General features: G+C 70.7%; 23 protein-coding genes and 1 tRNA gene. 6 read left to right on the top strand and 18 right to left on the bottom strand.

The annotated features are described in order from the left end of the window. The 3 genes from VF542_RS11850 to VF542_RS11840 form a co-directional block, all read right to left on the bottom strand. The coding region (locus VF542_RS11850) for a glycosyltransferase family 2 protein (RefSeq protein ID WP_408651911.1) at positions 1 to 1,555 on the bottom strand (1,555 nt) is incomplete at its 3' end. A gap of 148 nt (positions 1,556 to 1,703) precedes the next feature. Then, complete coding sequence (locus VF542_RS11845; RefSeq protein ID WP_408651910.1) at positions 1,704 to 2,723, bottom strand: glycosyltransferase family 2 protein; 1,020 nt, start codon at positions 2,721 to 2,723, stop codon at positions 1,704 to 1,706. After that, positions 2,720 to 4,066 (bottom strand): lipopolysaccharide biosynthesis protein, encoded by a 1,347-nt coding sequence (locus tag VF542_RS11840; RefSeq protein WP_408651909.1) that lies wholly within the window; start codon positions 4,064 to 4,066, stop codon positions 2,720 to 2,722. Before VF542_RS11840 ends, VF542_RS11845 begins: the two co-directional genes overlap by 4 nt. A 95-nt stretch (positions 4,067 to 4,161) precedes the next feature. Here VF542_RS11840 and VF542_RS11835 point away from each other — a divergent pair, with 95 nt between their 5' ends. Both VF542_RS11835 and VF542_RS11830 read left to right on the top strand, forming a co-directional pair. Next, positions 4,162 to 4,869, top strand: a complete 708-nt coding sequence (locus VF542_RS11835; RefSeq protein ID WP_408651908.1) for a glycosyltransferase family 2 protein — start codon at positions 4,162 to 4,164, stop codon at positions 4,867 to 4,869. After that, the gene (locus tag VF542_RS11830; RefSeq protein WP_408651907.1) at positions 4,866 to 5,258 is read left to right on the top strand and encodes a DUF2304 family protein; all 393 of its coding nucleotides are present in this window, start codon (positions 4,866 to 4,868) and stop codon (positions 5,256 to 5,258) included. The genes VF542_RS11835 and VF542_RS11830 overlap by 4 nt, the downstream gene beginning before the upstream one ends. A gap of 99 nt (positions 5,259 to 5,357) precedes the next feature. On the opposite strand, the gene VF542_RS11825 is transcribed toward VF542_RS11830, so the two are convergent. From VF542_RS11825 to VF542_RS11805, 5 genes are all read right to left on the bottom strand, one after another. Continuing rightward, complete coding sequence (locus VF542_RS11825) at positions 5,358 to 5,993, bottom strand: class I SAM-dependent methyltransferase (protein ID WP_408651906.1); 636 nt, start codon at positions 5,991 to 5,993, stop codon at positions 5,358 to 5,360. A 135-nt stretch (positions 5,994 to 6,128) separates the two neighbouring features. Then, complete coding sequence (locus VF542_RS11820; protein ID WP_408651905.1) at positions 6,129 to 6,596, bottom strand: hypothetical protein; 468 nt, start codon at positions 6,594 to 6,596, stop codon at positions 6,129 to 6,131. Next, positions 6,593 to 7,273 carry a DUF433 domain-containing protein gene (locus tag VF542_RS11815; protein ID WP_408651904.1) on the bottom strand — a complete coding sequence of 227 codons (681 nt, stop codon included), beginning with the start codon at positions 7,271 to 7,273 and terminating at the stop codon, positions 6,593 to 6,595. Before VF542_RS11815 ends, VF542_RS11820 begins: the two co-directional genes overlap by 4 nt. Positions 7,274 to 7,380: 107 nt before the next feature. Beyond that, positions 7,381 to 7,456: transfer RNA gene (locus VF542_RS11810), tRNA-Leu, on the bottom strand. Positions 7,457 to 7,601: 145 nt separating this feature from the next. Continuing rightward, positions 7,602 to 8,915 (bottom strand): NAD(P)/FAD-dependent oxidoreductase, encoded by a 1,314-nt coding sequence (locus VF542_RS11805; RefSeq protein WP_408651903.1) that lies wholly within the window; start codon positions 8,913 to 8,915, stop codon positions 7,602 to 7,604. A 247-nt stretch (positions 8,916 to 9,162) separates the two neighbouring features. Between VF542_RS11805 and VF542_RS11800 the strand changes: the two genes are divergently transcribed. Continuing rightward, on the top strand, positions 9,163 to 9,501 hold the full coding sequence (locus VF542_RS11800; protein WP_408651902.1) for a DUF4235 domain-containing protein: 339 nt from the start codon (positions 9,163 to 9,165) through the stop codon (positions 9,499 to 9,501). Between the two features lie 44 nt (positions 9,502 to 9,545). On the opposite strand, the gene VF542_RS11795 is transcribed toward VF542_RS11800, so the two are convergent. The 7 genes from VF542_RS11795 to VF542_RS11765 all read right to left on the bottom strand — a co-directional run bounded on the left by VF542_RS11795 (position 9,546) and on the right by VF542_RS11765 (position 14,873). Next, positions 9,546 to 10,535, bottom strand: coding sequence for an exopolyphosphatase (locus tag VF542_RS11795; RefSeq protein WP_408651901.1), 990 nt, complete (start codon positions 10,533 to 10,535; stop codon positions 9,546 to 9,548). Beyond that, positions 10,532 to 11,074, bottom strand: a complete 543-nt coding sequence (locus tag VF542_RS11790) for a DUF501 domain-containing protein (protein ID WP_408651900.1) — start codon at positions 11,072 to 11,074, stop codon at positions 10,532 to 10,534. Before VF542_RS11790 ends, VF542_RS11795 begins: the two co-directional genes overlap by 4 nt. Next, positions 11,071 to 11,547: a septum formation initiator family protein gene (locus VF542_RS11785; RefSeq protein ID WP_408651899.1), complete on the bottom strand. Its 477-nt coding sequence runs from the start codon at positions 11,545 to 11,547 to the stop codon at positions 11,071 to 11,073. Before VF542_RS11785 ends, VF542_RS11790 begins: the two co-directional genes overlap by 4 nt. 3 nt (positions 11,548 to 11,550) lie before the next feature. Continuing rightward, positions 11,551 to 12,837, bottom strand: coding sequence for a phosphopyruvate hydratase (gene eno / locus VF542_RS11780; protein ID WP_408651898.1), 1,287 nt, complete (start codon positions 12,835 to 12,837; stop codon positions 11,551 to 11,553). A gap of 178 nt (positions 12,838 to 13,015) precedes the next feature. Then, on the bottom strand, positions 13,016 to 13,474 hold the full coding sequence (locus VF542_RS11775) for a DinB family protein (protein WP_408651913.1): 459 nt from the start codon (positions 13,472 to 13,474) through the stop codon (positions 13,016 to 13,018). 44 nt (positions 13,475 to 13,518) lie between these two features. Continuing rightward, positions 13,519 to 14,121 (bottom strand): MazG family protein, encoded by a 603-nt coding sequence (locus VF542_RS11770; RefSeq protein WP_408651897.1) that lies wholly within the window; start codon positions 14,119 to 14,121, stop codon positions 13,519 to 13,521. 128 nt (positions 14,122 to 14,249) lie between these two features. Further along, on the bottom strand, positions 14,250 to 14,873 hold the full coding sequence (locus tag VF542_RS11765) for a hypothetical protein (RefSeq protein WP_408651896.1): 624 nt from the start codon (positions 14,871 to 14,873) through the stop codon (positions 14,250 to 14,252). 106 nt (positions 14,874 to 14,979) lie between these two features. Here VF542_RS11765 and VF542_RS11760 point away from each other — a divergent pair, with 106 nt between their 5' ends. Beyond that, positions 14,980 to 15,324, top strand: coding sequence for an MmcQ/YjbR family DNA-binding protein (locus tag VF542_RS11760; RefSeq protein ID WP_408651895.1), 345 nt, complete (start codon positions 14,980 to 14,982; stop codon positions 15,322 to 15,324). Between the two features lie 56 nt (positions 15,325 to 15,380). Next, complete coding sequence (locus VF542_RS11755) at positions 15,381 to 16,223, top strand: TIGR03621 family F420-dependent LLM class oxidoreductase (RefSeq protein WP_408651894.1); 843 nt, start codon at positions 15,381 to 15,383, stop codon at positions 16,221 to 16,223. 47 nt (positions 16,224 to 16,270) lie between these two features. Here the strand turns inward: VF542_RS11755 and VF542_RS11750 are convergent, their stop codons facing one another. From VF542_RS11750 to VF542_RS11740, 3 genes are all read right to left on the bottom strand, one after another. Further along, entirely contained in the window at positions 16,271 to 16,873 is a 603-nt protein-coding gene (locus tag VF542_RS11750; protein WP_408651893.1) for a YdeI/OmpD-associated family protein, read from the bottom strand. A 113-nt stretch (positions 16,874 to 16,986) separates the two neighbouring features. Further along, entirely contained in the window at positions 16,987 to 17,226 is a 240-nt protein-coding gene (locus VF542_RS11745; RefSeq protein WP_408651892.1) for a hypothetical protein, read from the bottom strand. A gap of 253 nt (positions 17,227 to 17,479) precedes the next feature. Beyond that, positions 17,480 to 19,561: a DEAD/DEAH box helicase gene (locus VF542_RS11740; RefSeq protein WP_408651891.1), complete on the bottom strand. Its 2,082-nt coding sequence runs from the start codon at positions 19,559 to 19,561 to the stop codon at positions 17,480 to 17,482. 494 nt (positions 19,562 to 20,055) lie between these two features. On the opposite strand from VF542_RS11740, the gene VF542_RS11735 reads away from it, so the two are divergent. Beyond that, the gene (locus tag VF542_RS11735; protein ID WP_408651890.1) at positions 20,056 to 22,383 is read left to right on the top strand and encodes an RCC1 domain-containing protein; all 2,328 of its coding nucleotides are present in this window, start codon (positions 20,056 to 20,058) and stop codon (positions 22,381 to 22,383) included. The last annotated feature ends 39 nt before the right edge of the window (positions 22,384 to 22,422 follow it).

Below are 22,422 nucleotides of genomic sequence, written 5' to 3'. Positions count from 1 at the left end.
GGTTGGTATACCCCACGGCGGCGACGCCGCCGAGCAGCGCGGTGACCGGGCTGCCCCCGCGCAGGCCCCGGTGCGCGATGTAGCCCAGCGCGCTCAACCGGGCGGCGAAGTCCCATACCGGGTCGGTGAGGTCGTGCTCGGCCGCGAACGCCACCGGGTCGAACCGGGCGGTGACCGTGCCGGTGATCGTGCCGGTGCCGGTGCCGTCGTCGGAGCAGCTGAGCCCTCCGGTGCCGGGCAGCCGCCACGTCGAGCGGGAACTGCGGCCCTTGACGCTGACGTCGAAGCTGGCCTGTGCCAGCTCATCGGTGACGTCCAGCGCCTCAGCCGGCAGCGCCGCCGCGAAGTCGTCCGGCAGCGTCCGCAGCCACCGGTCGCCGTCGCGGCGCAGCCGGATCGGGTCACCGGCGCCGTCCACCAGCGTCGTGCTGACCCGCAACACCAGCTCCGGGCCGTCCCAGCTGACGTCCTCCAGGACCGGTACCGCCGTGACGCCCTGGTCGCACTCGGCGAGCCGGTGCTGCAGGTCCGGCCGGGACGAGCGGAGCACCGCGATCCGGCACCGATCCACCGCGCTCAGCGCGCCGTCCAGGTGGGGCGGGGCGTGCTTGGCCACGATCTCGCCGGCATACCGGTAGGCCACCTCGCGGTAGCTGTCGGAGCGCTCCAGCAGGGACGGGCCCAGGAAGTTGAGCACCCGGATGCGCAGGTGGTGCGCGAGCAGGTCGGCGCGGCCCTGCACCCCGGCCAGTTCGGAGTCGATGAAGTCGAACAGCGCCGCCAGCTTGGACCAGAACTCCTCGGCGTCCTCGCCGAAGGTGCTGGAGTTGTTCTCCTCGGTACTGACCCAGTGGTAGAAGGGATAGCTGGACAGCACCGCCACCCTGGCGCCCCGGGCGTAGGCGCTGACGTTGAAGTAGATGTCCTCCCACAGCGACCGGGCGGCCTCGGGGAACAGCACCCCCTGCTCCCGCACGAAGTCGCGGCGGTAGAGCTTGTGCGGGGTCATCGGGATGAGCGGGTTGACCTCGTGCCGGGCGGCCCGCGGGATGTCGCCGGTGAAGCAGTCCCAGCCCCAGGACCAGCCGGCGGTGCGCACCTCCTTCGCGCTCACCACGTCGGCGCGGTGCCGGTGGCCGTAGTCGTAGGCACGCTCCAGTGCCCGCGGGAACAGCTCGTCGTCGTGGTCCATGAACAGCAGGTACCGGCCGCGGGCCAGGCCGATGCCGACGTTGCGGGGACGGCCGGCCCAGCCGGAGTTCGGGATGGTGTGCACGGCCACGTTCGGCCGGCTGCCGGCCAGGGCCAGCAGCCGGCTGTAGGTGTCGTCGGTGGAGCCGTCGTCGACGAAGAGGACCTCGAACTCGCGGGCCGGCATCGACTGCTTGGCCAGCGACGCCAGCAACCGTTCCAGCCGCTGCTGGTCGGAGTTGTAGGCGGCGATGATGATGCTGACCTTGATCCGGGCCGGCAGCCGGGGACGCCGCGCCACCGCCGCGCGTACCGGCGAGGGCAGCCTGCGCACCAGCCGGCGCGCCATTCCGGGCTGTCCCACCGGACCTCCCCTCAGGTCTGGACGCACGCCGACCTGCCCGCCAGGGGCCGGCGGCGGTCACCGGTTCCGGCGCTGCCTCATCGTAGGGGACCGTCCTGCCCGGCCGGTCAGGACGGGTGGGCCGGTGCCCAGCTCGACGGGCCGGGGCTCAGAGCAGCGCCCGGACGAGCCGCCAGTAGGCCGCCAGCACCGAGTTGAGCACTCCGAGCCCCGGTGGCCGCTCGATCATCGCCGGCTCGATCCGGGCCACCAGCAGGTCGGCGAAGGCCGCCGGGCCCAGCACCGAGGCCGCCTGGACGGCTGATCGGCGGCGCCGGATCAGGCCGGCGTGCCCGATCACCGAGCCGAGCGCCCGGCCCCACTGGCGCACCGTCCCCTGGCGCAGCGACACCACGGCCAGGGCCAGGTCGAAGGCGATCATCATCGGCATCACCAGCGCGAGCAGCCGGCTGGGATAGACCGTCAGCACGGTCAGCCACCGGTTGCGCTGCAGCAGGAAGTCCTTGCGGGGGTTGCGGCTGAACTCGTAGTGGTGGATGGCGACGGCGCTGGGCTCGTACCGCACCCGGTACCCGCGCTGCCAGGCGCGCAGGCTCAGCTCGGTGTCCTCGTGGTAGGCGAAGTACTCGGCCGGGAAGCCGCCGAGCTCCTGCCACACCGCTCGCCGGATCGCGAGGAACGCGCCGGTGGCCGAGCTGACGTCGCGGGGCTGCAGGTGCCGCTCGGCGTCCTCGCCGTAGCCACCGGCCCACACGACGCCCAGGTAATGCACCGGGTTGCCGACGGTGTTGACCGACTGCGGCCGGTCGGCCAGCCGCACCGAGCCGCAGGCGATCGCTACCTGCGGGTCGCTGACTGCCGCCACCAGCCGGCTGATCGCGTCGGGCCACACCTCGGCGTCGGAGTTCAGCAGCACCAGGGTGTCGCCCCGGGCGGCCGCGACGCCGGCGTTGCACCCGCCGGCGAAGCCGAGATTGCTCTCCGGCCGGACGATGCGCAGCCGGTCGTCGGCCGGCAGGGCGTCCACAGCCGCACGGGCGCCGTTGTCGACCAGGACCAGCTCGTCGGTCGGCTCGATGGTGTTCAGCACCGACTCGACGCAGGCACCGAGGTAGGGCTCGGCGCCCCATGCCAGCACGATGACGCTGACCGCCGGGCCGGGGGTCATCCGACGGCCCCGGCGTGGCGATGGATCAGCGACACGCCACGCTGGTGGAACCGGAACCCGGCACTGGCCGCGAAGCCGGCGAAGGTCACCGCGGCCCCGAGCAGGAACGCGACGCTGACCCGGATCTCCAGGCTGCCCGGCAGCGCCAGCGCGCAGCCGAAGGCCGCGGTGCCGGCCACCCAACCCAGCGCCACCTCGGCGGCCGACTCCAGTGCCAGCAGTGCCTGGCCCAGGGCCGCGGCCAGGATGTACAGCGCGCTGCCGACGGACAGGATGACCAGCGGCCAGCGTGCCACCCGGAATTGCGGCCCGAAGACCAGGGCGTCCAGCTGCGGCCCGGCGACCAGCAGGATCAGGCTCGCTGTGGCGCCGACCAGCCCGAGGACGGCCAGCAGCCGCAGCATCCCGGCCGCGGCCCCGTCGACATCGCCGGCCGCGATCCGGCGGGCCAGGCCCGGCAGCAGGGAGGCCTGGAGCGCCGCGAACAGGAACAGCGGCAGCCGGGTGAGCACCACGGCGGTCAGGAAGTGCCCGGCGACGGCGTCCCCGGGGTCGGCGAAGGCCTTGACCACCACCGTGCCGCCGTTGGCCAGCAGCTGCCCGGCCAGGGCGGCGACCAGCATCCAGCTCAGGCCGCTGGCAAGGCTGAGCCAGCTGGTCGGCAGCGCCGAAGCGGGTATCGCCCGCAGTGCCCGGCGGACCGGCTTGGCGGCCACCGCCGCGGACACCGCCACCGCGCTCAGCTGCGAGACGATCAGCACGCAGGCGTAGGCGGTCACCGAGCCGACCCCGGCTGCCGCCAGGACGACGGCGCCGAGCAGTCGCACCGCGCCGTCGAAGGCCAGCTGCAGGCCGTAGGAGCTGAACCGGCCGGTGCCGGCCAGCACCCCGCGAGACAGGTGCACCGGGGCGAGCGCGCAGTTGCTCAGCAGCATCGCCCAGAACAGCGCGGTATCGGAATCCAGCAACCGGCGGCTGATGAACGGGGCCAGCGCCAGCGCCAGCAGCACCAGCGCGGCCAGCAGGCCCCCGGCCAGCGCCGCCGCCCGGCGCAGCAGCTGCCTCGGATCGGCTCCGGCGCCCAGCCGCTGGGCCACCGATTGCTCCAACGGGAGGAACAGGCCGGGGCCGAGGGTGAACAGCGCGGTCCACACCACGCTCAGCTGCGCGAATTCACTCGCGTCCAGCCGCCGGGCGGCCACCACCAGGAAGCCGTAGGACGTGACGCCCAGCACCGCCAGCCCGACCGCGACCGACAGCACTCCTGAGGACACCCGGCCGGCGAGCCTCCCCCGGTGGGCCGGGGATCGGCTGGAGCGCCGCGGCGAAGCTGATCCGGTCATTGCGAGTACCCTAATCCCTGCCAGCGAATGCCCACCGCGCCTGCAGGTACTTCGACACGGCGACCCTTCGAGAGCGAACGGCGGCAGACACCCTGATGACCGAGCAGGCGGCCAACACCGACGTGTGGGTGGTCGTCCGGTGCTTCAACGAGGCCCAAGTCGTGCGCAAGGTCATCGAGGAGCTGCGGCAGAGCTTCCCCAACGTGGTCGGCGTGGACGACGGCAGCCGGGACACCTCCTCGGCGGAGATGGTCGCGGCGGGGGCGGTGGTGGTCAGGCATCCCATCAACCTCGGCGGCGGCGCCGCCCTGCAGACCGGCATCGAGTTCGCGCTGCTGGACCCGGATGCCCAGTACTTCGTCTGCTTCGACGCTGACGGCCAGCACTGCGTCGAGGACGCCGTGAGCATGGTGGAGCGGCTGCGGCGCGGCGAGGAGGACATCCTGATCGGTTCGCGCTTCCTCGGCAGCGCCCAGGGGATGCCCCGCAACCGGCGGTTGCTGCTGCAGGGTGCCCGGGTCTTCGAACGGCTCACCTCCGGCGTCGCGCTGACCGACGCCCACAACGGGTTGCGGGCCTTCACCAGGGCCTTCGCCGAGCGCCTGGACCTGCAGATGACCGACATGGCGTACGCGAGCGAACTCCTCAGCCTGATCAAGAGCAGCGGGCTCCGGTACGCCGAGCATCCGGTGACCATCAGGTACACCGACTACTCCAGGGCCAAGGGACAGCGGTCGATCAACTCGGTGAACATCGCGATGGACATCTGGTTGCATCAGGCGTTGAGGGGGCGACGCAGATGACAGCGATCAAGATCGTTCTGGTGCTGGCGATCATCGCGATGTTCTGGGCGTTCCGCAACCGGTCCCGGGTGGGTCTGCGGGCCGGCGCCAGGCTGGCGGCCATCCTGCTCGCCCTCGTGGCGATCGTCTCGATCATCGATCCCACCGTCACCCAGCGCGTCGCGGAGGCGCTGGGGGTCACCCGTGGCACCGACCTGCTGCTCTACCTGCTCGTGGTCGTGTTCGCCGCCACCAGCCTCGGCTTCTACTTCCGGTTCCGCGAGCTCGAACGGCGGCTCGCCGACCTCGCCAGGGCCGCGGCGATCCGGGAGGCGGTCACCATGCAGGGCATGCCGACCGGAGCGGCGGGTTCAGCGGTCTCCGAACCGGCCACCGATCGACAGGGCTGAAACTAGCGCCGATCGGCAGGGCTGAACTAGCGCCGTTCGACAGGGTTGATCCAGGCGCCCGCTCGGCGGGGCTGAATGGTTGGCGCGCGGCAGAGCCCGTCAGCGGTTGGCGGGCCGGGCGGCGACCAGGCAGTACTCGTTGTACGGGAACACCGACCCGGCGATCTCCGGCAGCGGGAAGCTGTACTCGCGGGTCACCACGAGACCGACCGAGGTGGCCAGTTGGCGCAGCGCCGCGAAGTCGAAGAACTGGACATGGGTGGCGTCGGTGCGGTAACCGCGCCGCTGCGGGCAGATCAGCATCACCCGGCCGCCGGGCCTGAGGTAGGGCAGGTAGGACAGCAGCAGTTCCCTGGCCTGCTCGGCCGTCATGTGTTCCACGACATGCGCGAGCAGCATCGAGTCGAACGAGGCGGCCGGCGGCGGTTGGGCGCTGAACTCCTCGCTGGTGACCGCCTGGTAGCCGCGCTGGCGGGCTACTTCGACGGACTGGGCGTTGTGATCCACGCCCAGCGAATCCGCCGACAGGGCGGCGAGGTTGCGCCCGATGCCGCACCCGACGTCCAGCGTGCGGCCCAGTACCTGCCGCTTGAGGTTCCATCGGTACGGGCGCTGGACGTCCAGCGCCCGTTTCCAGCCCTTGGTCTCCAGCCGGACGAGCCGGTCCGCGTAGTCCTCACGGCTGGTCGCCGGCGGCACGGCGCCGTCGGACAGGCCCTGCTCCGGGTTGGTCACTGTGGCGCCAATCTGTCAGGTCCGTTTCAGCTTTTCCGCAGCCTAGCAAGCACCCATGGGTTGGGCTCCACGTCGTGCAGGGCCCGGCGTCGCTGGACTTCAGCTCAGGTACTCATGGCCATCGAGGATCTCGCCTCAGCTGAGGTCGATCGGCTTGAGCCTGGTTCGTGTTGCCGTGTAGATGAATGGCCCTGGAGTATCGAGCACGGCTTCGATAGCCCGCCACTGGCTCATGAGAACCTCCAACTGGTTCCATGTCCCGATCGCCTCTCTGCCAGCAAGAGCGACCATCCGAGCGCCGCTGTTGCGCACGGCTTGGATCTCTGCGCGATTGACGGCGATGTTGCTGTCCCGAGTGATGATGAGCCAGTCGTGGCTTGTGACTTGCGGAATCCACACGGTGTCGGCGGTGTCAGTGGTTTCGACGGGGCAGGCTGCCCGCCGCCGTTTGCGCACGATGCCACCTGGGTCGCCTGGGTAGGTCACGTCATTACGGATCTGAACCAAGATCTTGGCCAGGCCGAGTACGTCTGCGTCGAGGTAGAAGCGGACGGTCGCCGAGGAATAAGTCCGCTGGCGGCCGGGCGTGGCCGGTTGGCTCACGCCGGCTTAGCTCGTGCGGAGATCTCGTAAGCGAGTGCCCACTGGACACTGTCGATGGGCAGTCCGAAGGCCGAGGCTATCTCGCTGGTTTCTTCGCCGGCTTGTTCGTGTTCCAAGATGACGTCCGTGCTGATGCCACCGACGGCGGGACGGCCGAACCTCACGTCAGGCGTCATGACGACCGGGGAGTTCGGGTCGTCATGGGGACGCCACGCCACGGCGATGTCGTCTACCCAGCGAACCCGCTCGACGAACTCCTGGGACGGGGTCGTCAGGATCAACTGGTCGTTGGCGAAGGCAACGAGGCAGAACTCGGCGCCCAGCTTGGTGGCCGTTTGGGCTTCCAGTACCAGCTGGCGACCGCTCACGAACGGTTGTTGATGGGCCAAGGGATAGGGCACGCCGTACTCGTTGCGCAACAGGTCGATGAAAGCCCGCAGCTCGGTCATCGGCACCCGGTGGTTGCGGTAACTGCGGAGCAGGCCGGCCTCGACGAACTCGGCCCACGTGACGGCGCGACTTCCGGTCGGCTCGACCCGGATGATCGGCTTGTGGACCTTTCCTCCCTGACTGCCGCCATCGAGCCAATAGTGCAGCGTGCCTTGAGGTAGCCGAAGCAGCCGGGCCGCCTCGGCCTCGGCGAACATCTCCTGGTCAAGCACACTCACATCGGTCATCGCCCGGCAAGTGTGGCACGTGTCGCAAGGGGTTAGTGGGAACCCTTATCCAGGCGCCCCACCAAGGACCGGTTCTTTTCCCGCACCTTGGGCACCCGGAGAAAATTTGGTACCCCCGGTCGGACTCGAACCGACACTGGGCGGATTTTAAGTCCGCTGCCTCTGCCATTGGGCTACGGGGGCCGCGCCAGCAGGGTATCTCTCCCGGCGCTGACCTCGGGTCGGGCGGCGGCGGTGATCTCGAGATATCGCCCGGCGGCACGCAGCTACTTGGCCACGGCGCTCACGGTCCACGCAGTCGGCGATCGACTGCGGAGCTGATGCGTTTCTAGGAGGCGCTGGCCCGCTGGAAGTCGTACCGCGGGCTCTGCAACTGGCCGAGCGACACCACCTCGCGGGGGAAGAACAGCGCGGCGGTCCAGTCGGCCAGTACCCGAACCTTGCGGTTGAACGTGGGCACCCGCGACAGGTGATACGTCCGGTGCAGGAACCAGGCCACCGGCCCGCGCACCTTCACCCCGTACAGCTCGGCCACTCCCCGGTAGAGCCCGAGCGAGGCGACCGATCCCACGTAGGCGTGCTTGTAGTCCTGCAGCGCCTGGCCGTTGATGGTCCGCGCCAGGTTGTCGGCGAGCACCTTGGCCTGCCGGACGGCGTGCTGGGCCGACGGGCCGCAGAGCGCGTTCGGATCGGACTTGGACAGGTCGGGCACCGCCGCGGTGTCGCCGGCGGAGAACACTCCCTCGACCCCCTTCACCGTCAGGTTGGCCCGGCACGGCAGCCGGCCCTTGTCGTCCACCGGCAACCCGGACCGGGCGGCCAGCGGATGCGCCTTCACCCCGGCCGTCCAGACCAGCGTGTCGGCCTCGAAGGCGTCGCCGTCGGACAGCTCGATCCGGCCGCCGACGGCGGAGTTCAGCCGGGTGTTGAGCCGGACGTCGATGGAGCGTTCCCGCAGCCGTGTGACGGTGTAGGCCGACAACCCCACCGACACCTCGGGCATGATCCGGTCCGCCGCCTCGACCAGCACCCAGCGCAGATCGGCCGGGTTCAGGTTGGAGTAGTACCGGCAGGCGTAGCGGGACATGTCCTCCAGCTCGGCCAGCAACTCCACGCCCGCATAGCCGCCACCCACGATGACGAAGCTCAACGCCCGGCGCCTGGCCGCCGGATCCTCGGTGGAGGAGGCGAAGTCCAGCCGGGACAGCACGTGGTTGCGGATGAAGATGGCCTCGCCGATGGTCTTGAAGCCGATGCCCTGCTCGGCCAGTCCCGGGATCGGCAGCGTCCGGGCGATCGAACCGGCTCCGACCACCAGCAGGTCGTAATCCAGCTCGTAGGAGTTGCCCGTCTCAGGTTCCACCGTCACCGACCGCCGGGCGTGGTCGATGCTGCTCACGCTCCCGGTGATCACCCGGCACTTCTTGAGCACCCGCCGCAACGGAACCACCACGTGCCGCGGCTCGATGCTGCCGGCCGCGGCCTCGGGCAGGAAGGGCTGGTAGGTCATATTGGGCTGCGGGTCGATCACCACGATCTCGGCCCGGCCGCGGGACAGCTCCTTCTGGGCTCGCAATGCCGTGTACATGCCGACGTACCCGCCGCCGACGATCAGGATCCGCTTGCGTCCATCAGTCGTCATCAGTTCAGCCCCCTTGGTTGGCAATTCCAGGCTACCGACGCTGAGAAGGCCGCCGATCCACACCGGTGCCGGGCACCGGGTGAGCGCCGGGCACCGGGTGAGTGCCGGGCACGGGTGGGCAGAGCCGGGAGGCGGCGCCGAGGCCGGCACCGCGGCGGGCGGCACGGCTGCCGAGCGATCGGCCGCACCTCCTAGACTGGCTGAAAGGACTTCTTCGAGCACCGCGGCTCACGACGATGGGGTGGCAATGGCTGGCGCAGCGAGCAGGTTCGCGTTCAAGTTGGTGGCGGTCGCGGTGGCGGTGCCGGTCGGCAAGGCGGTGTCCTCGGCCACCTCGAAGGCCTGGACGGCGGCCCGGCCGGGCCGGGCACCGGTGAACCCGCGCGACGCCGACACCAACTGGAAGGACGCCCTGATCTGGGCGTCGCTGAGCGGCGTCGGGACGGCGGTGGCCCAGCTGGCCACCACCAAGGGCGCCGACACGCTCTGGCGGGCGATGACCGGCCACCCGTCGCCGCGGCCCAAGCAGATCAGCGACGAGAAGGGCCCCAAGGCGCCCAGCGCACTGAGCGCCATCAACGCCTGAGAGAGGGCGGTCACGCCGTTCGGTGGGTCAAGCACGTTCGAGGGTCAGCGTGCCAGCAGGCTCAGCGCGATGCCGTCCAGGATGTCGTGCTCGCTGGCGATCACCTCGCGCGCGCCGGCGAACTCCATCACGGTGCGCAGCACCAGCGCGCCGCCGCCGATGACGTCCACCCGGCCGGGGTGCATCACCGGCAGGGCGGCCCGCTCGGCCCGGCGCATCCCCAGCAGCCGGCCGGTGACCTCGGCCACCTGCTGGTAGTCGATCACCGAGCCGTGGATCGCGTCCGCGTCATAGGCCGGCAGGTCCAGCGCCAGCGCGGCGATGGTGGTCACCGTGCCCGCGACCCCGACGAAGGCGGCGGCCCGGCTCACCGGGACGTCCGCCGCGGCGGCCTGCAGGGCCACCCGCAGGTCGGCCAGCGCCCCCTGCACCTGCGCCTCGGTAGGCGGGTCGTCGTGCAGGTGCCGTTCGGTCAGCCGGACGCAGCCGACGTCCATGCTGTGCGCGGCCACCACCTTGGGCCCCGGCTGAGCGCGCGCGGAGGGAGCAGTGGCAGCCGGCTGGGCGGGCGCCGAGGCAGCCGGCGAGGTGGCCGAGCCCAGCACCAGCTCGGTGGAGCCACCGCCGATGTCGGCCAGCAGCAACGGCTCCGCGACCCCGGACAGGCTGGCCACCGCACCGGTGAAGGACAGCTCCGCCTCGGCCAGGCCGGTGATCACCTCAGGCTCGACTTCCAGAACCTGGCGAACCACCGCCCGGAACTCGTCGGCGTTGGCGGCATCGCGCGAGGCGGAGGTGGCCACCATCCGCACCTCGGTGGCCTCGAGTGACCGGATGCACTCGGCGTAGTCCACCAGCGCCAGCCGGGTCCGCTCGATCGCCGCCGGCGCCAACCGGCCGGTCTGGTCGACGCCCTCACCGAGGCGCACCACCCGCATCTCCCGGCGCACGTCGCTGAGCCCCACCGGGCCACCGTCGGCAATCAGCAACCGGATCGAGTTGGTACCGCAGTCGATCGCCGCGACCCGCTTCATGCCGGCTGGGATTCCGGCCGGGACTGCCGCTCGGCCACCACGCACGGCCCCTGCCGCCACCAGTCCGCGACCGCGGCCAGCGCCTCGTCGCCGAGCGGGTTCACGCCCGGGCCCGCGGCCAGCGAGTGGGCCACCAGCACGTGCAGGCACTTCACCCGGGTGGGCATCCCGCCGGCCGACACGCCGCTGATCTCAGGAACCGTCCCGTGCCGCTCGCGCTGGGCCAGGTAGGCCTGGTGCGCCGCCCGGTAACCGGCCTCCAGCCGGTCGTCGGTACCCAGCCGGTCGGTCATCTCGCGCATCAGCCCGGACGCCTCCAGCGTCGACACCAGCGAGACGGCCTTGGGGCAGGTCAGGTAGTACAGCGTCGGGAACGGGGTGCCGTCGGGCAGCCGGGACGCGGTCTCGACCACGTCCGGGTTGCCGCACGGGCACCGGTGCGCCACCGCGCGGATCGCCCGCGGCGGCCGTCCCAGCTGCTCCCGGACGATCGCGGCGTCCGCGTCGCTCACCGCGCCGGAGTCGCCCGCAGCGGTCACTTCGCGGTGTCGGTGTCGTGCACGCTGGCCCACAGCACCGAGTTCCAGCTGGGCCGGTGATCGGTCCGGGCGACCTTCTCGGTGGCGGCCTGGGCCGGTGGGCCGAGCGGGTTGCCCTGCGCGTCCAGCACCGTGTACAGGGTGTCGCCGGGCCGGATGTACTGCAGCCGGATCCGGGCCTGCCGGGCCACGAAAGCCGGGTCCTGCCATTGCTCGCTCTGGTGCCGCAGCTGGGCCAGCTGGGCGTTGAGCTGCTGCTGCTGACGCTCGGAGCTGGCCACCGAGGCCCGCCGGCTCAGGTAGGTCTGGAACGGCGAGGCCAGCACGACCACCAGGAACAGCGCCATCGCCGCCACCATCATCCGGCGGCCGGTCAGCTTCGGCGCCCGCGCCCAGCCCGGCCGCAGGCGCACGGCGCGGCCGGCTTCTCCGCCGGCGGAGCGCTCGCCGGCCACCCGGGTCCGGGCCCCCATCGGCTAGCTGCCCGCCCGGTTGTAACGCGGGAAGGCCGCCGCCCCGGCATAGCGCGCGGCGTCGTCGAGTTCCTCCTCGATGCGCAGCAGCTGGTTGTACTTGGCCACCCGCTCCGACCTCGCCGGCGCTCCGGTCTTGATCTGGCCGCAGTTGGTGGCAACCGCCAGGTCGGCGATCGTGGTGTCCTCGGTCTCACCGGAGCGGTGGCTCATCATGCAGCGGTAACCCGAGCGGTGCGCCAGGTCCACCGCGTCCAGGGTCTCGGTGAGCGAGCCGATCTGGTTCACCTTGACCAGCAAGGCGTTGGCAGCGCCGCTGGAGATGCCGCGGGCCAGCCGCTCGGGGTTGGTGACGAACAGGTCGTCGCCCACGATCTGGATGACCTCGTCCAGCTCCGAGGTCAGCGAGATCCAGCCGTCCCAGTCCTCCTCCGACATCGGGTCCTCGATCGAGACGATCGGGTAGTTGGCGACCAGGTCGGTGTAGTAGGCCACCATCTGCTCGGCCGACTTCGGGCTGCCCTCGAACTGGTAGGAGCCCTCGGAGTAGAACTCGGTGGCCGCGACGTCCATGGCGAACACGATGTCGGTGCCCAGTGTCAGGCCGGCCTTCTGGACGGCCTCGCTGATGACGTCCAACGCGGTCCGGTTGGACTCCAGGCTCGGCGCGAAGCCGCCCTCGTCGCCGAGGCCGGTGGACAGGCCCTTGGACTTCAGCACCGACTTCAGCGCGTGATAGACCTCGGCCCCTTGACGCAGCGCCTCGGCGAAGGTGGGCGCCCCGATCGGCGCGATCATGAACTCCTGGACGTCGACGTTGGAGTCGGCGTGCGCGCCGCCGTTGAGGATGTTGAGCATCGGCACCGGCAGCAGGTGGGCGTTGGGACCGCCGAGGTAGCGGAACAGCGGCAGGCCGGCCGATGCCGCGGCCGCCTTGGCAACCGCCAGCGAGACGCCGAGCACCGCGTTGGCGCCGAACTTCGACTTGTCCGGGGTGCCGTCCAGGTCGATCAGCGCCGCGTCCACCAGCCGCTGCTCGCTCGCCTCGTAGCCCAGCAGTTCGGGACCGATGTCCTCCAGCACGGCAGCGACTGCCTTCCGCACGCCCTTGCCGCCGTAGCGGGCATCGCCGTCGCGCAGCTCCACCGCCTCGAAGGCGCCGGTGGAGGCGCCGGAGGGCACCGCGGCGCGGGCGAACGTGCCGTCGTCGAGGGCTACCTCGACCTCCACGGTGGGGTTGCCACGCGAGTCCAGGATCTCGCGGGCGCCTACGGCCTCGATGCTGGCCACAACCAGGTCCTCTCGACGTACTTCGGTGTCCAATCGGCGGCGGTGATCCGACGGTCGCTTCCGGTCAGTGCTAACACAGCTCAGTGCAGACGTAGCTCAGTGCGGCTTCAGCCGACGCCACGCTGCGCCGACGGGCTCCTCGACCAGCCTATCGGGCGGCTCCGGCGATCCGGCGCAGCTACTCGCCCGTTGCGCCGTCGATGGCCTCGCGCAGCAGGTCGGCATGGCCGTTGTGCCTGGCGTACTCCTCGATCAGGTGGGTCAGGATCCAGCGCAGCGAGTAACGCTCCCCGGTCCTGGGATGCGCCCGGACCGTGAGCGCATCGAGCCCGGCCGCCGCGACGATCGCGCGGGATTGCTCCACCATCCGGGCGTAGGAGTCCAATGCCTCGGCGACCGACTGCTCATCGGCCGCTGCCACGTCCAGGTCGGCATCGCCGGGGCCGTACAGGTCCTGCTCCACACCGCCTGCGAACCGTTCGTGCAGCCAGCCGTACTCCACCTCGGTGAGGTGCCGCACCAGCCCCAGCAGGCACAGCGAGGACGGTGGGCACGACCGGGCCAGCAGCTGCTCCGGCGTCAACCCCTCGCACTTGATCAGCAGCGTCTGCCGGTGATAGTCCAGGAAGCCGGACAGGGTCGCCTTCTCATCAGCGGCGACGGGTGGGTCGGTCCGCTCGCTCAGGACGCACCGCCGGCTGACCGCTCCGCCTGCTGGATCGCCTCCCGGTAGTCGCGTGCCGCGCTCCGCAACGCCTGCTCGGGGTCGACGCCGGCGCGCACCGCGTCCGCGACGACGGCCAGCAACCGCTCGCCGATCCCGTCGCCCGCCGGCAGCGGCACGGCCAGCCCGGCCCGGGAGGACCGGCTGACCAGCTTGGCGGCCAGCGCCAGCGCGGGCTGCTGCATCGCGATCCCGTCGGTGACCGAGTCGCGCTGCTTCTCGGCCTTCTTGATGGCCTCCCAATTGGTCTCCACCTCGGCCGCCGAGCCGGCCAGGACGTCGGCGAAGACATGTGGATGCCGGCGGACCAGCTTGGCCACCAGGTCACCGGCGACGTCGTCGATGGTGAACCGCTGGTCGGGGGCGGCCTCTTCGGCGAGCCGGGCGTGGAAGAGCACCTGCAGCAGCAGGTCGCCGAGCTCCTCGCGCAGTGCCGCCAGGTCGGCCGTCTCGATCGCCTCGAGGGTTTCGTAGGCCTCCTCGATCAGGTACGGGGCCAGCGAGGAGTGGGTCTGCTCGGCGTCCCACGGACAGCCACCGGGTGAGCGCAGCCGGTCCATGATCTCGACGGCGTGGACGAGCTGCGCGCCCGGTCCCGCGGATGCGCCCGGTCCCGCGGATGCGCCCCGTCCGGCGGATGCGCCCGGTCCGGCGGATGCGCCCGGTCCGGCCGCAGGCAGCGGGACCGTCACTGTTGGGTCGGCAGCTTCACGTCACCGGGCAGCGTCTTGTCGAAGGACAGCACCGACGGCAGCTGCTTCTTGCCCAGGTTCACCACCGACAGGCTGTTGAGGTCCCAGCTGCCGTAGCGGGGACTGATCGAGACCTTGTCCTTGACCTTGGCCAGGGCATCGGCGATCTGCTTGTCGGTGGTCAGCTTGGCGCGCACCAGGTTGAGCAGCTCGCGGTTGCGCAGCAACACCGGTTCGAACCGCGCGCTCAGCCCCGCCTGGGTGATCTGGCGGGTCAGCTCGGCCTCGTTACCACCGCCCAGCGCCTCGGCCTTGCCCTTCTCCAGCTGGGCCTCGGTCACCGGGCTGCCGGTCGCGGCCAGCAGGATCGGAAAGACCTCGTTGCGCACCAGGTACTGCAGGACGAAGTTCTTGGCCGGCGTGCTGGTCGAGCCGTCACCGGTCGGGATCGGCTGGGTGCTGGCCGGGACGTAGCGCGACAGGTCCTTCTCGGTGATCCGGTGGCCGTCGACCACGGCGGCGGTGCCGGCCTTGGAGTCACACGCCACCAGGCCCAGGCAGCTGAGCGCCAGCACCGGCAGCACGGCAAGCGAGCGGAGCTTTCCGGAACGGATCTTCACTCTGCGATCTCCGAGTTCGTCTGGTGGCGGTGGCGCGCAGGTCGAGCCCAGTCATTTTTGCACGGGCGCATGAGGCCCGTGCTCAGGCGTGCTAGACCTGACCTCGATGGACAGTGACGACGCGATGCGCTACGCCCTCGGCAAGCCCGGCGCCTGGGCCGACAGCCCGTGGAGTGAGCACCACTACGTGGCCAAGGTCGGTACCAGGATCTTCCTGTTCCCCGGCTACCGGGACGGCCGGCCGGTGATCACCGTCAAGAACACCGCAGAGGCGATCGAAGAGCTCAAGCAGCGCTTCGCCCCGGACGCCGGCCCGGCGCCCTACCTCGACAAGCGGCTATGGGCCCAGCTGTTCATCGACCGGGTACCGGAGGACGACGTCCGGGAACTCATCGACGACTCCTACCGGTTGGTGGTGGCCGCGCTGCCGAAGTCCCAGCGTCCGGGCTAGTGCCCGCGGCGCGGTGCTCTCTTGCTATTCCGCCGGGCCGTGCGTACGACTGATACATGCGCGCCTTTCGCTTTGGCGTGACGCATGCGGGGCCACCGGACATGGCCAGCTGGACCGCGACGGCGAAGCGGGTCGAGTCGCTCGGCTACGACACCTTCCTCGTACCGGACACGCTGGACACGGCGGCCCCGTTGCCGGCGCTCGGCGCGGTAGCCGCGGTCACGAGCAGACTCCGAGTCGGCACCTGGGTGCTGTGCGATCCACTGCGCAACCCGCGGTCAGTCGCCTGGGAGATCGGCAGCTTGGCCCGCATGACGGGCGGGCGTGTCGAACTCGGGCTCGGCGCGGGACGCCCAGCAGCCGGCGAGGACGCGCGGCGCCTCGGCCTGCCCTTCGGCGCCCCCGCTGAGCGCGTGACACGGCTGCGGGAGTCGGTGCAGCTCATCCGCGGGCTGCTGGACGGCGCCGAACCCGACTTCCCGGGTGCTGGGTACCGCGTCCCGATCCTGATCGCGGCATCAGGCCCGCGGCTGCTCGAGTTCGCGGCGCAGGCAGCCGACATCATCGCGTTCGGCTGGCCGCCCGACACGGACGAGAACCGGGCGCGCTCGGTCATCGACCCGGTCGTCACGGCGGCCGGCGACCGGGCGGGTGAGATCGAACTCGCGGCAGGCCTCATCGCCGTCGGCGACGAGCAGCATCCGTGGCTGCGACGCTTAGGCGTCGACCCGCTGGCCCTAGCCGCAGCCGGCGCCGTCACGGTCGTCGCCGGCTCTCCGCGCGAGATCGCCGACACGTTGCTGCGCCGCCGGGACCGCCTTGGCCTGTCCTACGTCACCGTCCCCAGCGCGTCCGCCGAGGCCTTCGCTCCGGTAGTCGAACTGCTGGCCGCCGGCTAGCTAGCCCACCGAACAGCCCGGCCTCAGCCCTCGGGTGCCCGGCATCCTCAGCTCTCGGGTGCTCGCCGCCGCTGCGGATGCATGGTCTCGCCGCGCTCCAGCATCGCGACGAACTCGGCGATCCGCCTGGCCCGGGTCTCCGGGCGCTTGGCCTGCCCCACCCGGTAGGTGATGGCGTAGCGGTTCTGCGAGGTCAGCACATCCCACATCGCCCGGGCGCGCGGATTCGCGGCCAGTGCCGCGGCCAGGTCGGCCGGCAGCTCGGCAGCGGCCGCGCCGGCATAGGCCGCCTCCCAACGGCCGTCGGCCTTCGCCGCGTCCACCGCGGCCTGGCCGGCCGGGGTCACCCTGCCCTCGGCGCTGAGCCTGGCGATGTGCTCCACGTTCCGCCGGGACCAGGCACTCCTCGGCCGGCGCGGGGTGAACCGCTGCCGCAGGCTGGCCTCGTCCCGCCGGCCCACCTGGCCGTCGATCCAGCCGAAGCACAGCGCCTCGTCCAGCGCCGCGGCGTAGTCCAGTTCGGTGACCTGGCCGCCCTTCTTGGTGAGCACCAGCCAGACACCGGGCGAGCTGGCGTGATTCTCGGTCAACCAGTTCCGCCAGGCGGCCGCGTCCGGCACCAGCAGTTCGGGCAGTTCGGCAGCGGCCATCAGACCTCTTTCCCCAGTGAGGATTGACGCTTGGAACCTCAAGCCTGAGCTGTTCCCAGGACCATCCTGGTCGAGATCTTCGCATCGTTCGTTGATGAGGAGTCCTGGACGGTTCACCCGTCCATCGGTCTCAGCAGCTCGGATATGACTAGGTCGGCGGCGGTTTGCACGGAATACGCGGGCGGCCACGCGGTGACCAGTTGGTTCAAGTCTTCGACGAACGCCGTGTCCGCCGTTTTCAATTGAAGATTCGCGATCGCCGCCGCGGCGGTGTAGCCGTCGGGGCGGTAGGGCGGGAAGCACTCGAGGATGTCTGCCGGTCGCAGGCACAGCTCGTTCAGCGCGAGCCACAAGTCGAACAGAACTGCCCGCTGGCTAGGAGGTGGATTGCCAGGTGGCGAGGGGCGACGGTCTGTACAGCCGTGTCAGCCACTGTGAACTGCCTCACCCGATGATGTGTAGGTCTTTGGGGCTACGCAGCACTGAGAGCTGTACAGCCTCATTTCGTTACACATCCTATAGGGGTTTCGGGTCATATTTAGGCCGTCGACGGCTGACCGCTCCGTCACCCCCTCAGCCCACGCCCGATCGGCGTAGGACGCCGGATCAGTGGCCGTCCCGTGAGACTGCCCGCTCCTGGGACGACTCCGACAACGCGTCTGTCAACAATGCGACCAGCGCCTCGTGCTGCACGTCGGCCGATGACCACACCTGCTCATCCGAGCCGTCCAGCGCTCTGGCGGCGAGCCCCGCCTTCTTGTCGATCAACTCAGCGATCCTGCTGTCGATGGTCTGCGCGGCGATGATACGCCACGCGGTGACGGGTTCGGTCTGACCGATGCGGTGGCTGCGGTCGATGGCCTGGGTCTGCTCCGCGTCGGTCCAGGACAGCTCGGCCAGCACGATGTTGGAGGCGACCTGCAGATTGATGCCCACGCCGGCCGCCGTCAGCGAGCAGACCGCGATGGCGACTTCCGGATCGTTGACGAAGGCGTCGATGTTGCGCTGCCGCCCCACCGGCGTCTGGTCGCCGCGGATCGAGGCGTAGCGGATCCCCTGCCTGGCGAAAGCCTCCTCTGCGACGTCCATGACGTCGACGTGCTTGGCGAAGAAGACCACTTTGCCGGCGCTTCGCGCGAGTTGTGCCGCATAGTCGGCGGCGAGGCCGGCCTTCGCCTGGCCGATGCGCCGCATCATGCTGAACACGTTCTCGCCGGCCTTCGTCGTGCTCGCGTTCTTCTGCTCGGACGTGGCGATCTTGCGCACCAGGGCGTGGTCGATGCCGCTGGCGTCCACTGCGACGGCGGAGCGACGGTTCGCCAGCGCGGTCTCATACCGCGCCACCAGCCGGCGAGCGAGGTCGCGCTCCGCCGCCCGGATCGACCGGCCGACCTTCTCCTCCAGCTCGACGGGCAGGTCGGCGGTGCGGCGGGCGGGGATGTCGGCAGCCACATCGACCTTGCGGCGACGGACGATGCCGAGGTCGATCACGCACTGGCGTGCGGCGGAGTAGAACCCGGGGTCCGCGGGGGTCAGGCCGGCCGCTTCGAGGGAGTCCATCAGCTCGGCGCGCGGCTCGGTCTCATCGATCCAGCCGAGGAACTGCCAGATGGCCAGGAAGTCCTCGATGTCGTTGATCAACGGGGTGCCGGTGAGGGCCATCAGCAAGGGCCGCGCGGTGCGGGACCGGATGCGCTTGGAGAGCTCCAGGACGTGCTGCGAGCGTTGGGAGGTCTTGTTCTTGATGAAGTGCGCCTCGTCGACGACCATGCCGCGGAAGCCGAAGTCGCCGAACCACCCCACGTGCCGGTCGAGCACCTCGTAGTTGACGATGACGATGTGGGCGAAGCCGTCGACCGTGTCACCGTTGCCGTGGACCACGGTGGCCGAGCGGTTCGGAGTCCACAGGCCGACCTCGCGTGCCCAGTTGGTCTTCACGACGCTCGGTACGACCACCAGCAGCGGGTAGGCGTTCGCCGCCTCGGCGGCGAGCAGCGCCTGGGCCGTCTTGCCCAGGCCCGGCTCGTCGGCGAGCAGGAAGGTCCGGTGGCCGGCCGCGGCAGCGGCGACCAGCTGTGCCTGGTGGGGCATCAGCTTTCGGCTCCCTGGCAGGCGCAGCGGGGCCGGTGCCGGCAGCGCCATGCACGCCGGGGCTCTGTCGTCGGCCCGTTCGAACGAGCTGAGGAGCGGGTTGAGCAGCTCCCAACCGGCCAGGCGCCGCGGACCGACCCTGCCCGGCCGGACCGATGAGAAGTCGGGAGCGAGGAACGGGTTGGCCAGCTTTCGAGTGACGACCGATCGGGGCACGACCCGGCGTTCGGTGCTGGCGGAACCGGTCGCAGGCTCCGTCGGCGCGGCCTCCTCGGGGTCCGGTTCGATGCCCGCCGCCCTCAGCATGTCCCGCTTGAGCGACCTGGCCGCGTCGGAGACGACGGCATCCTCGGCCAGGAGCGCGAGGAGCGCGGGGTCGCGTACGGCGGTCTTCGCGAGGATCGTCGCGATCCCGTCCAGGCGCTTGAGCCGCTCGGCCCGACTGGCCTGGCTGCCGGCCTGCTTCCCCTGGACCCGGGCGTGCTCCTCGCGCACAAGCAGCGCGACGACCTGGAACTTGGCACGGACAGCGGGCGTCACGCGGCGACTCTCGACAGCTGCTTGCACCTCACGCACCGCGCGAGCGAGCACGGACATAACGTCGTCCGGGGCACCGACGCGCCGCTGCTTCGGCGAAGCGGTATGTCCAGCGCCCGTCTGCCGCCGACGTGGTCGAGCAGCCACAAACTCCTCCTCCGTACGCCCGGCTCGGTGGCCGGGCGAAAATCCTGCGACCTGCCCGCCGGTCGGACCAGATTCGGTCCGCCAGGAGAGCCGGGCAGCTGCTCCGAGACGCGCTGCCCGACCGAACTCCGCGAGATCGACATCACGAGACCGGACGGGCCGACCACCGCGGGTGCCCTGAGCCGCCGGTTGACGGGTGGGTCGACGACCGCACACCGAGGTCCGCCGCACACGGAGCAGGCTCTCGCGTTGTGGGAGTGGTACAGGTTCATGCTAGCGCCGGTCCATCGTGCCGACGAGGCGTACCGGACATGCTGAAGACACCAGCGCGGTCCCACCCGATATGACATTCTCAGTGCCTCTCGCCTGAGATGGGGGTTCCGTGACGTGATCAGAGGAGTTGGCACATGAGGTACGCCCTAGGTGGCGCGATAAGTGCCATCCTGATCGCCGGTCTGGTCGTTCCGGTCACTGCCTCCGCCGCCGGACCCGCCCCCACCGCAGCCCTCGCGCCCACCGCAGCCCTCGCGCCCACCGCCGTGGAGGTGGGCGGAAGCCTGGTCACCGTGCCGGCCCGGCGACTGGTCGACACCAGGACCACCACCGGACCGGTCGGCAGCGTGCTGGTGGACGCCGGCGGCCGGGTCGGCACCGGCGCGCTGGCTGCTGTGCTATCCATCACCGTCGTGCGCCCGACCCGCACCAGCTACCTCACCGCCTATCCGGACGGAGCGCAAGCGCCGGTCGCGCTCAGCATGAGCTTCACCGCGGGCCGGACCAGCACCAACACGGTGGTCGCCAATCTGTCCGGCAGCGCCCGGGTCGCCATCCGGATCGCGGTGCCGGCCAACGTGGTGGTCGACCTGCTCGGGTACTTCACCAGCCGCCCCGATGCCCAGGCCGCCGGCAGCTACCACCCCGTCAGCGCCAAGCGGATCGTGGACACCAGGCAAGGGCTGGGCGGGCGCCCGTTGGCGGCGCGCGGATCCGAAAGCCTCCAGGTGGCCGGCCTCGCTGGGGTGCCGACCACGGGGGTCACCGCGGTGGCGGTCAACCTGGTGACGGTCGGCTCGACCGCCAACGGTTACCTGACCGCCTACCCCGACGGCCAGCCGCTGCCGTACACGGCCTCGGTGAGCTTCCCCGCGGGTCTGACCATCGCCAACCGGGTCATCGTCGGGATGTCCAATGGCCGGATCAGGGTGTACAACGCCGCCGCCGGCACCACCCAGTTCGTGGTGGAGGTCGTCGGCTACTTCGGGACTGCGGCGGGCGGCAGCTACTACCACCCGTTGCAGCACGACTATGTCAAGCCCCCGGACAGCCCGGTGCGGGTCGCCGACACCCGCATCCAGCCGCCGACCAACGGAGTGCTGACGGTCAGCCAGACGGCACTGACGGACGCCATCACCGGGTTCGCGCCCTGGGATTCGACGGTGCCGCCGACTGCCGTAATCGCCTCCGTCAGCGTGTTCGGCGAGCGCGGCAGCGGAAGCATCACGGCCTATCCGACCGGTAGCGCGCCACCGGCGACCACAGACCTGCCCTACTCCAGCGGTCAGGTCAGCAACCAGGTCCTGGCGCCGCTGGCGCGCGGCTCGTTCTCGCTGCGGCTGTCGGGTGCGGCCACCCAGTTCACCGTCGACGTCAGTGGTTACTTCGCCCGGCTGCGCCCGGCCACCACCGCCGGGCTGTACGGGTGGGGCTGGGACAGCGTCGGACGCGCTGATCTGGTCTCCTCGTCCGCGCCGGTCAGGATCGCCGCGTCCACGGGGGTGATCGGGTTGAGCACGAGCGGCTGGTACGCCAACTACCTGATCCGTGACGACCACACGGTGCAGGGCTGGGGTTACGGCCCGTTCGGCGCCGGACGCACCTACAGCACGGTGCCGGTGTCGGTGCCGGGAGCGACCGGGGTGGTGGCGGTCGTGGCCAACGGACAGGACGACAACGGATGGGGCACCGCCTTCGCGCTGCGCTCGAACGGCACGGTGCTCGCCTGGGGGCAGAACACCCGGGGCCAACTGGCCGACGGCACCACGAACAACCGCAACTCGGTGGCCGTGATCGCGGGCCTCACCGGGATCACCCAGCTGGCTGCGGGGGCGACGGCCGGTTACGCGCTCAAGTCGGACGGCACCGTCTGGGCCTGGGGTGACAACGCCGCCGGCCAGCTAGGCCAGGGCAGCGTCGGCGGGTACCGCGGCAGCCCGGTCCAGGTGCCCGGGCTGACCGGGATCGTCGCGATCTCCGCGGACCGGAACGAAGCCTGGGCGGTCTCCGCCGACGGCTCGCTGAGCCAGTGGGGCAGCTCCTCCATGCGCAGCGGACCGAGCGCCGTTCCGGCCGCACCGTACTGGACCGCCAGCGCCTGCCCGGCGCGCAAGGTCGTGGCCGCCGACCAACTGGGCGCGGTGCTGTGCCAGGACGGCACCGTCTGGGCCTGGGATGTGTTCCAACACCCGACCGCCCCGTGGGGTGCGACGATTCCCGGCCTGAGCGGGGTGAGCGACCTCGCCACCCAGGACGTCGCGACCTTCGCACTGACCTCGGCCGGCACGGTCTGGCGCTGGGGTCACGGCTGGTACAACTCCATGGGCGACGGGTACACGTGGAGCTCGCAGACCGGTAATGACTGGTACGAGGTGATCACCGAGCCGGCTCCGATGCCGGACCTGAGCGGCATCACGATGATCAGCAGCTACCGGCAGGGCACCTTCGTCCTGCGCGGCTGAAAGGGTCTTCGGTTCTGCGCCGAGGCGGGCGGGACGCTC

It is taken from the genome of Jatrophihabitans sp. (assembly GCF_036389215.1).
GTDB lineage: Bacteria > Actinomycetota > Actinomycetes > Mycobacteriales > Jatrophihabitantaceae > Jatrophihabitans_A.
The sequence above is the reverse complement of the archived record's forward strand: the minus strand, read 5'-3'. Positions and strand labels throughout refer to the sequence as shown.

Bases quoted from the DNA above. Each gene is read 5' to 3' on its own strand.
- VF542_RS11755 (WP_408651894.1), top strand. From the start codon at position 15,381: ATGCGCGCCTTTCGCTTTGGCGTGACGCATGCGGGGCCACCGGACATG.
- VF542_RS11770 (WP_408651897.1), bottom strand. From the start codon at position 14,121: ATGGACCGGCTGCGCTCACCCGGTGGCTGTCCGTGGGACGCCGAGCAG.
- VF542_RS11830 (WP_408651907.1), top strand. From the start codon at position 4,866: ATGACAGCGATCAAGATCGTTCTGGTGCTGGCGATCATCGCGATGTTC.
- VF542_RS11740 (WP_408651891.1), bottom strand. From the start codon at position 19,561: ATGTCCGTGCTCGCTCGCGCGGTGCGTGAGGTGCAAGCAGCTGTCGAG.
- VF542_RS11835 (WP_408651908.1), top strand. From the start codon at position 4,162: ATGACCGAGCAGGCGGCCAACACCGACGTGTGGGTGGTCGTCCGGTGC.
- VF542_RS11805 (WP_408651903.1), bottom strand. From the start codon at position 8,915: ATGACGACTGATGGACGCAAGCGGATCCTGATCGTCGGCGGCGGGTAC.
- VF542_RS11735 (WP_408651890.1), top strand. From the start codon at position 20,056: ATGAGGTACGCCCTAGGTGGCGCGATAAGTGCCATCCTGATCGCCGGT.
- VF542_RS11760 (WP_408651895.1), top strand. From the start codon at position 14,980: ATGGACAGTGACGACGCGATGCGCTACGCCCTCGGCAAGCCCGGCGCC.
- VF542_RS11795 (WP_408651901.1), bottom strand. From the start codon at position 10,535: ATGAAGCGGGTCGCGGCGATCGACTGCGGTACCAACTCGATCCGGTTG.
- VF542_RS11800 (WP_408651902.1), top strand. From the start codon at position 9,163: ATGGCTGGCGCAGCGAGCAGGTTCGCGTTCAAGTTGGTGGCGGTCGCG.
- VF542_RS11845 (WP_408651910.1), bottom strand. From the start codon at position 2,723: ATGACCCCCGGCCCGGCGGTCAGCGTCATCGTGCTGGCATGGGGCGCC.
- VF542_RS11815 (WP_408651904.1), bottom strand. From the start codon at position 7,273: ATGACCGATGTGAGTGTGCTTGACCAGGAGATGTTCGCCGAGGCCGAG.
- VF542_RS11840 (WP_408651909.1), bottom strand. From the start codon at position 4,066: ATGACCGGATCAGCTTCGCCGCGGCGCTCCAGCCGATCCCCGGCCCAC.
- VF542_RS11785 (WP_408651899.1), bottom strand. From the start codon at position 11,547: ATGGGGGCCCGGACCCGGGTGGCCGGCGAGCGCTCCGCCGGCGGAGAA.
- VF542_RS11750 (WP_408651893.1), bottom strand. From the start codon at position 16,873: ATGGCCGCTGCCGAACTGCCCGAACTGCTGGTGCCGGACGCGGCCGCC.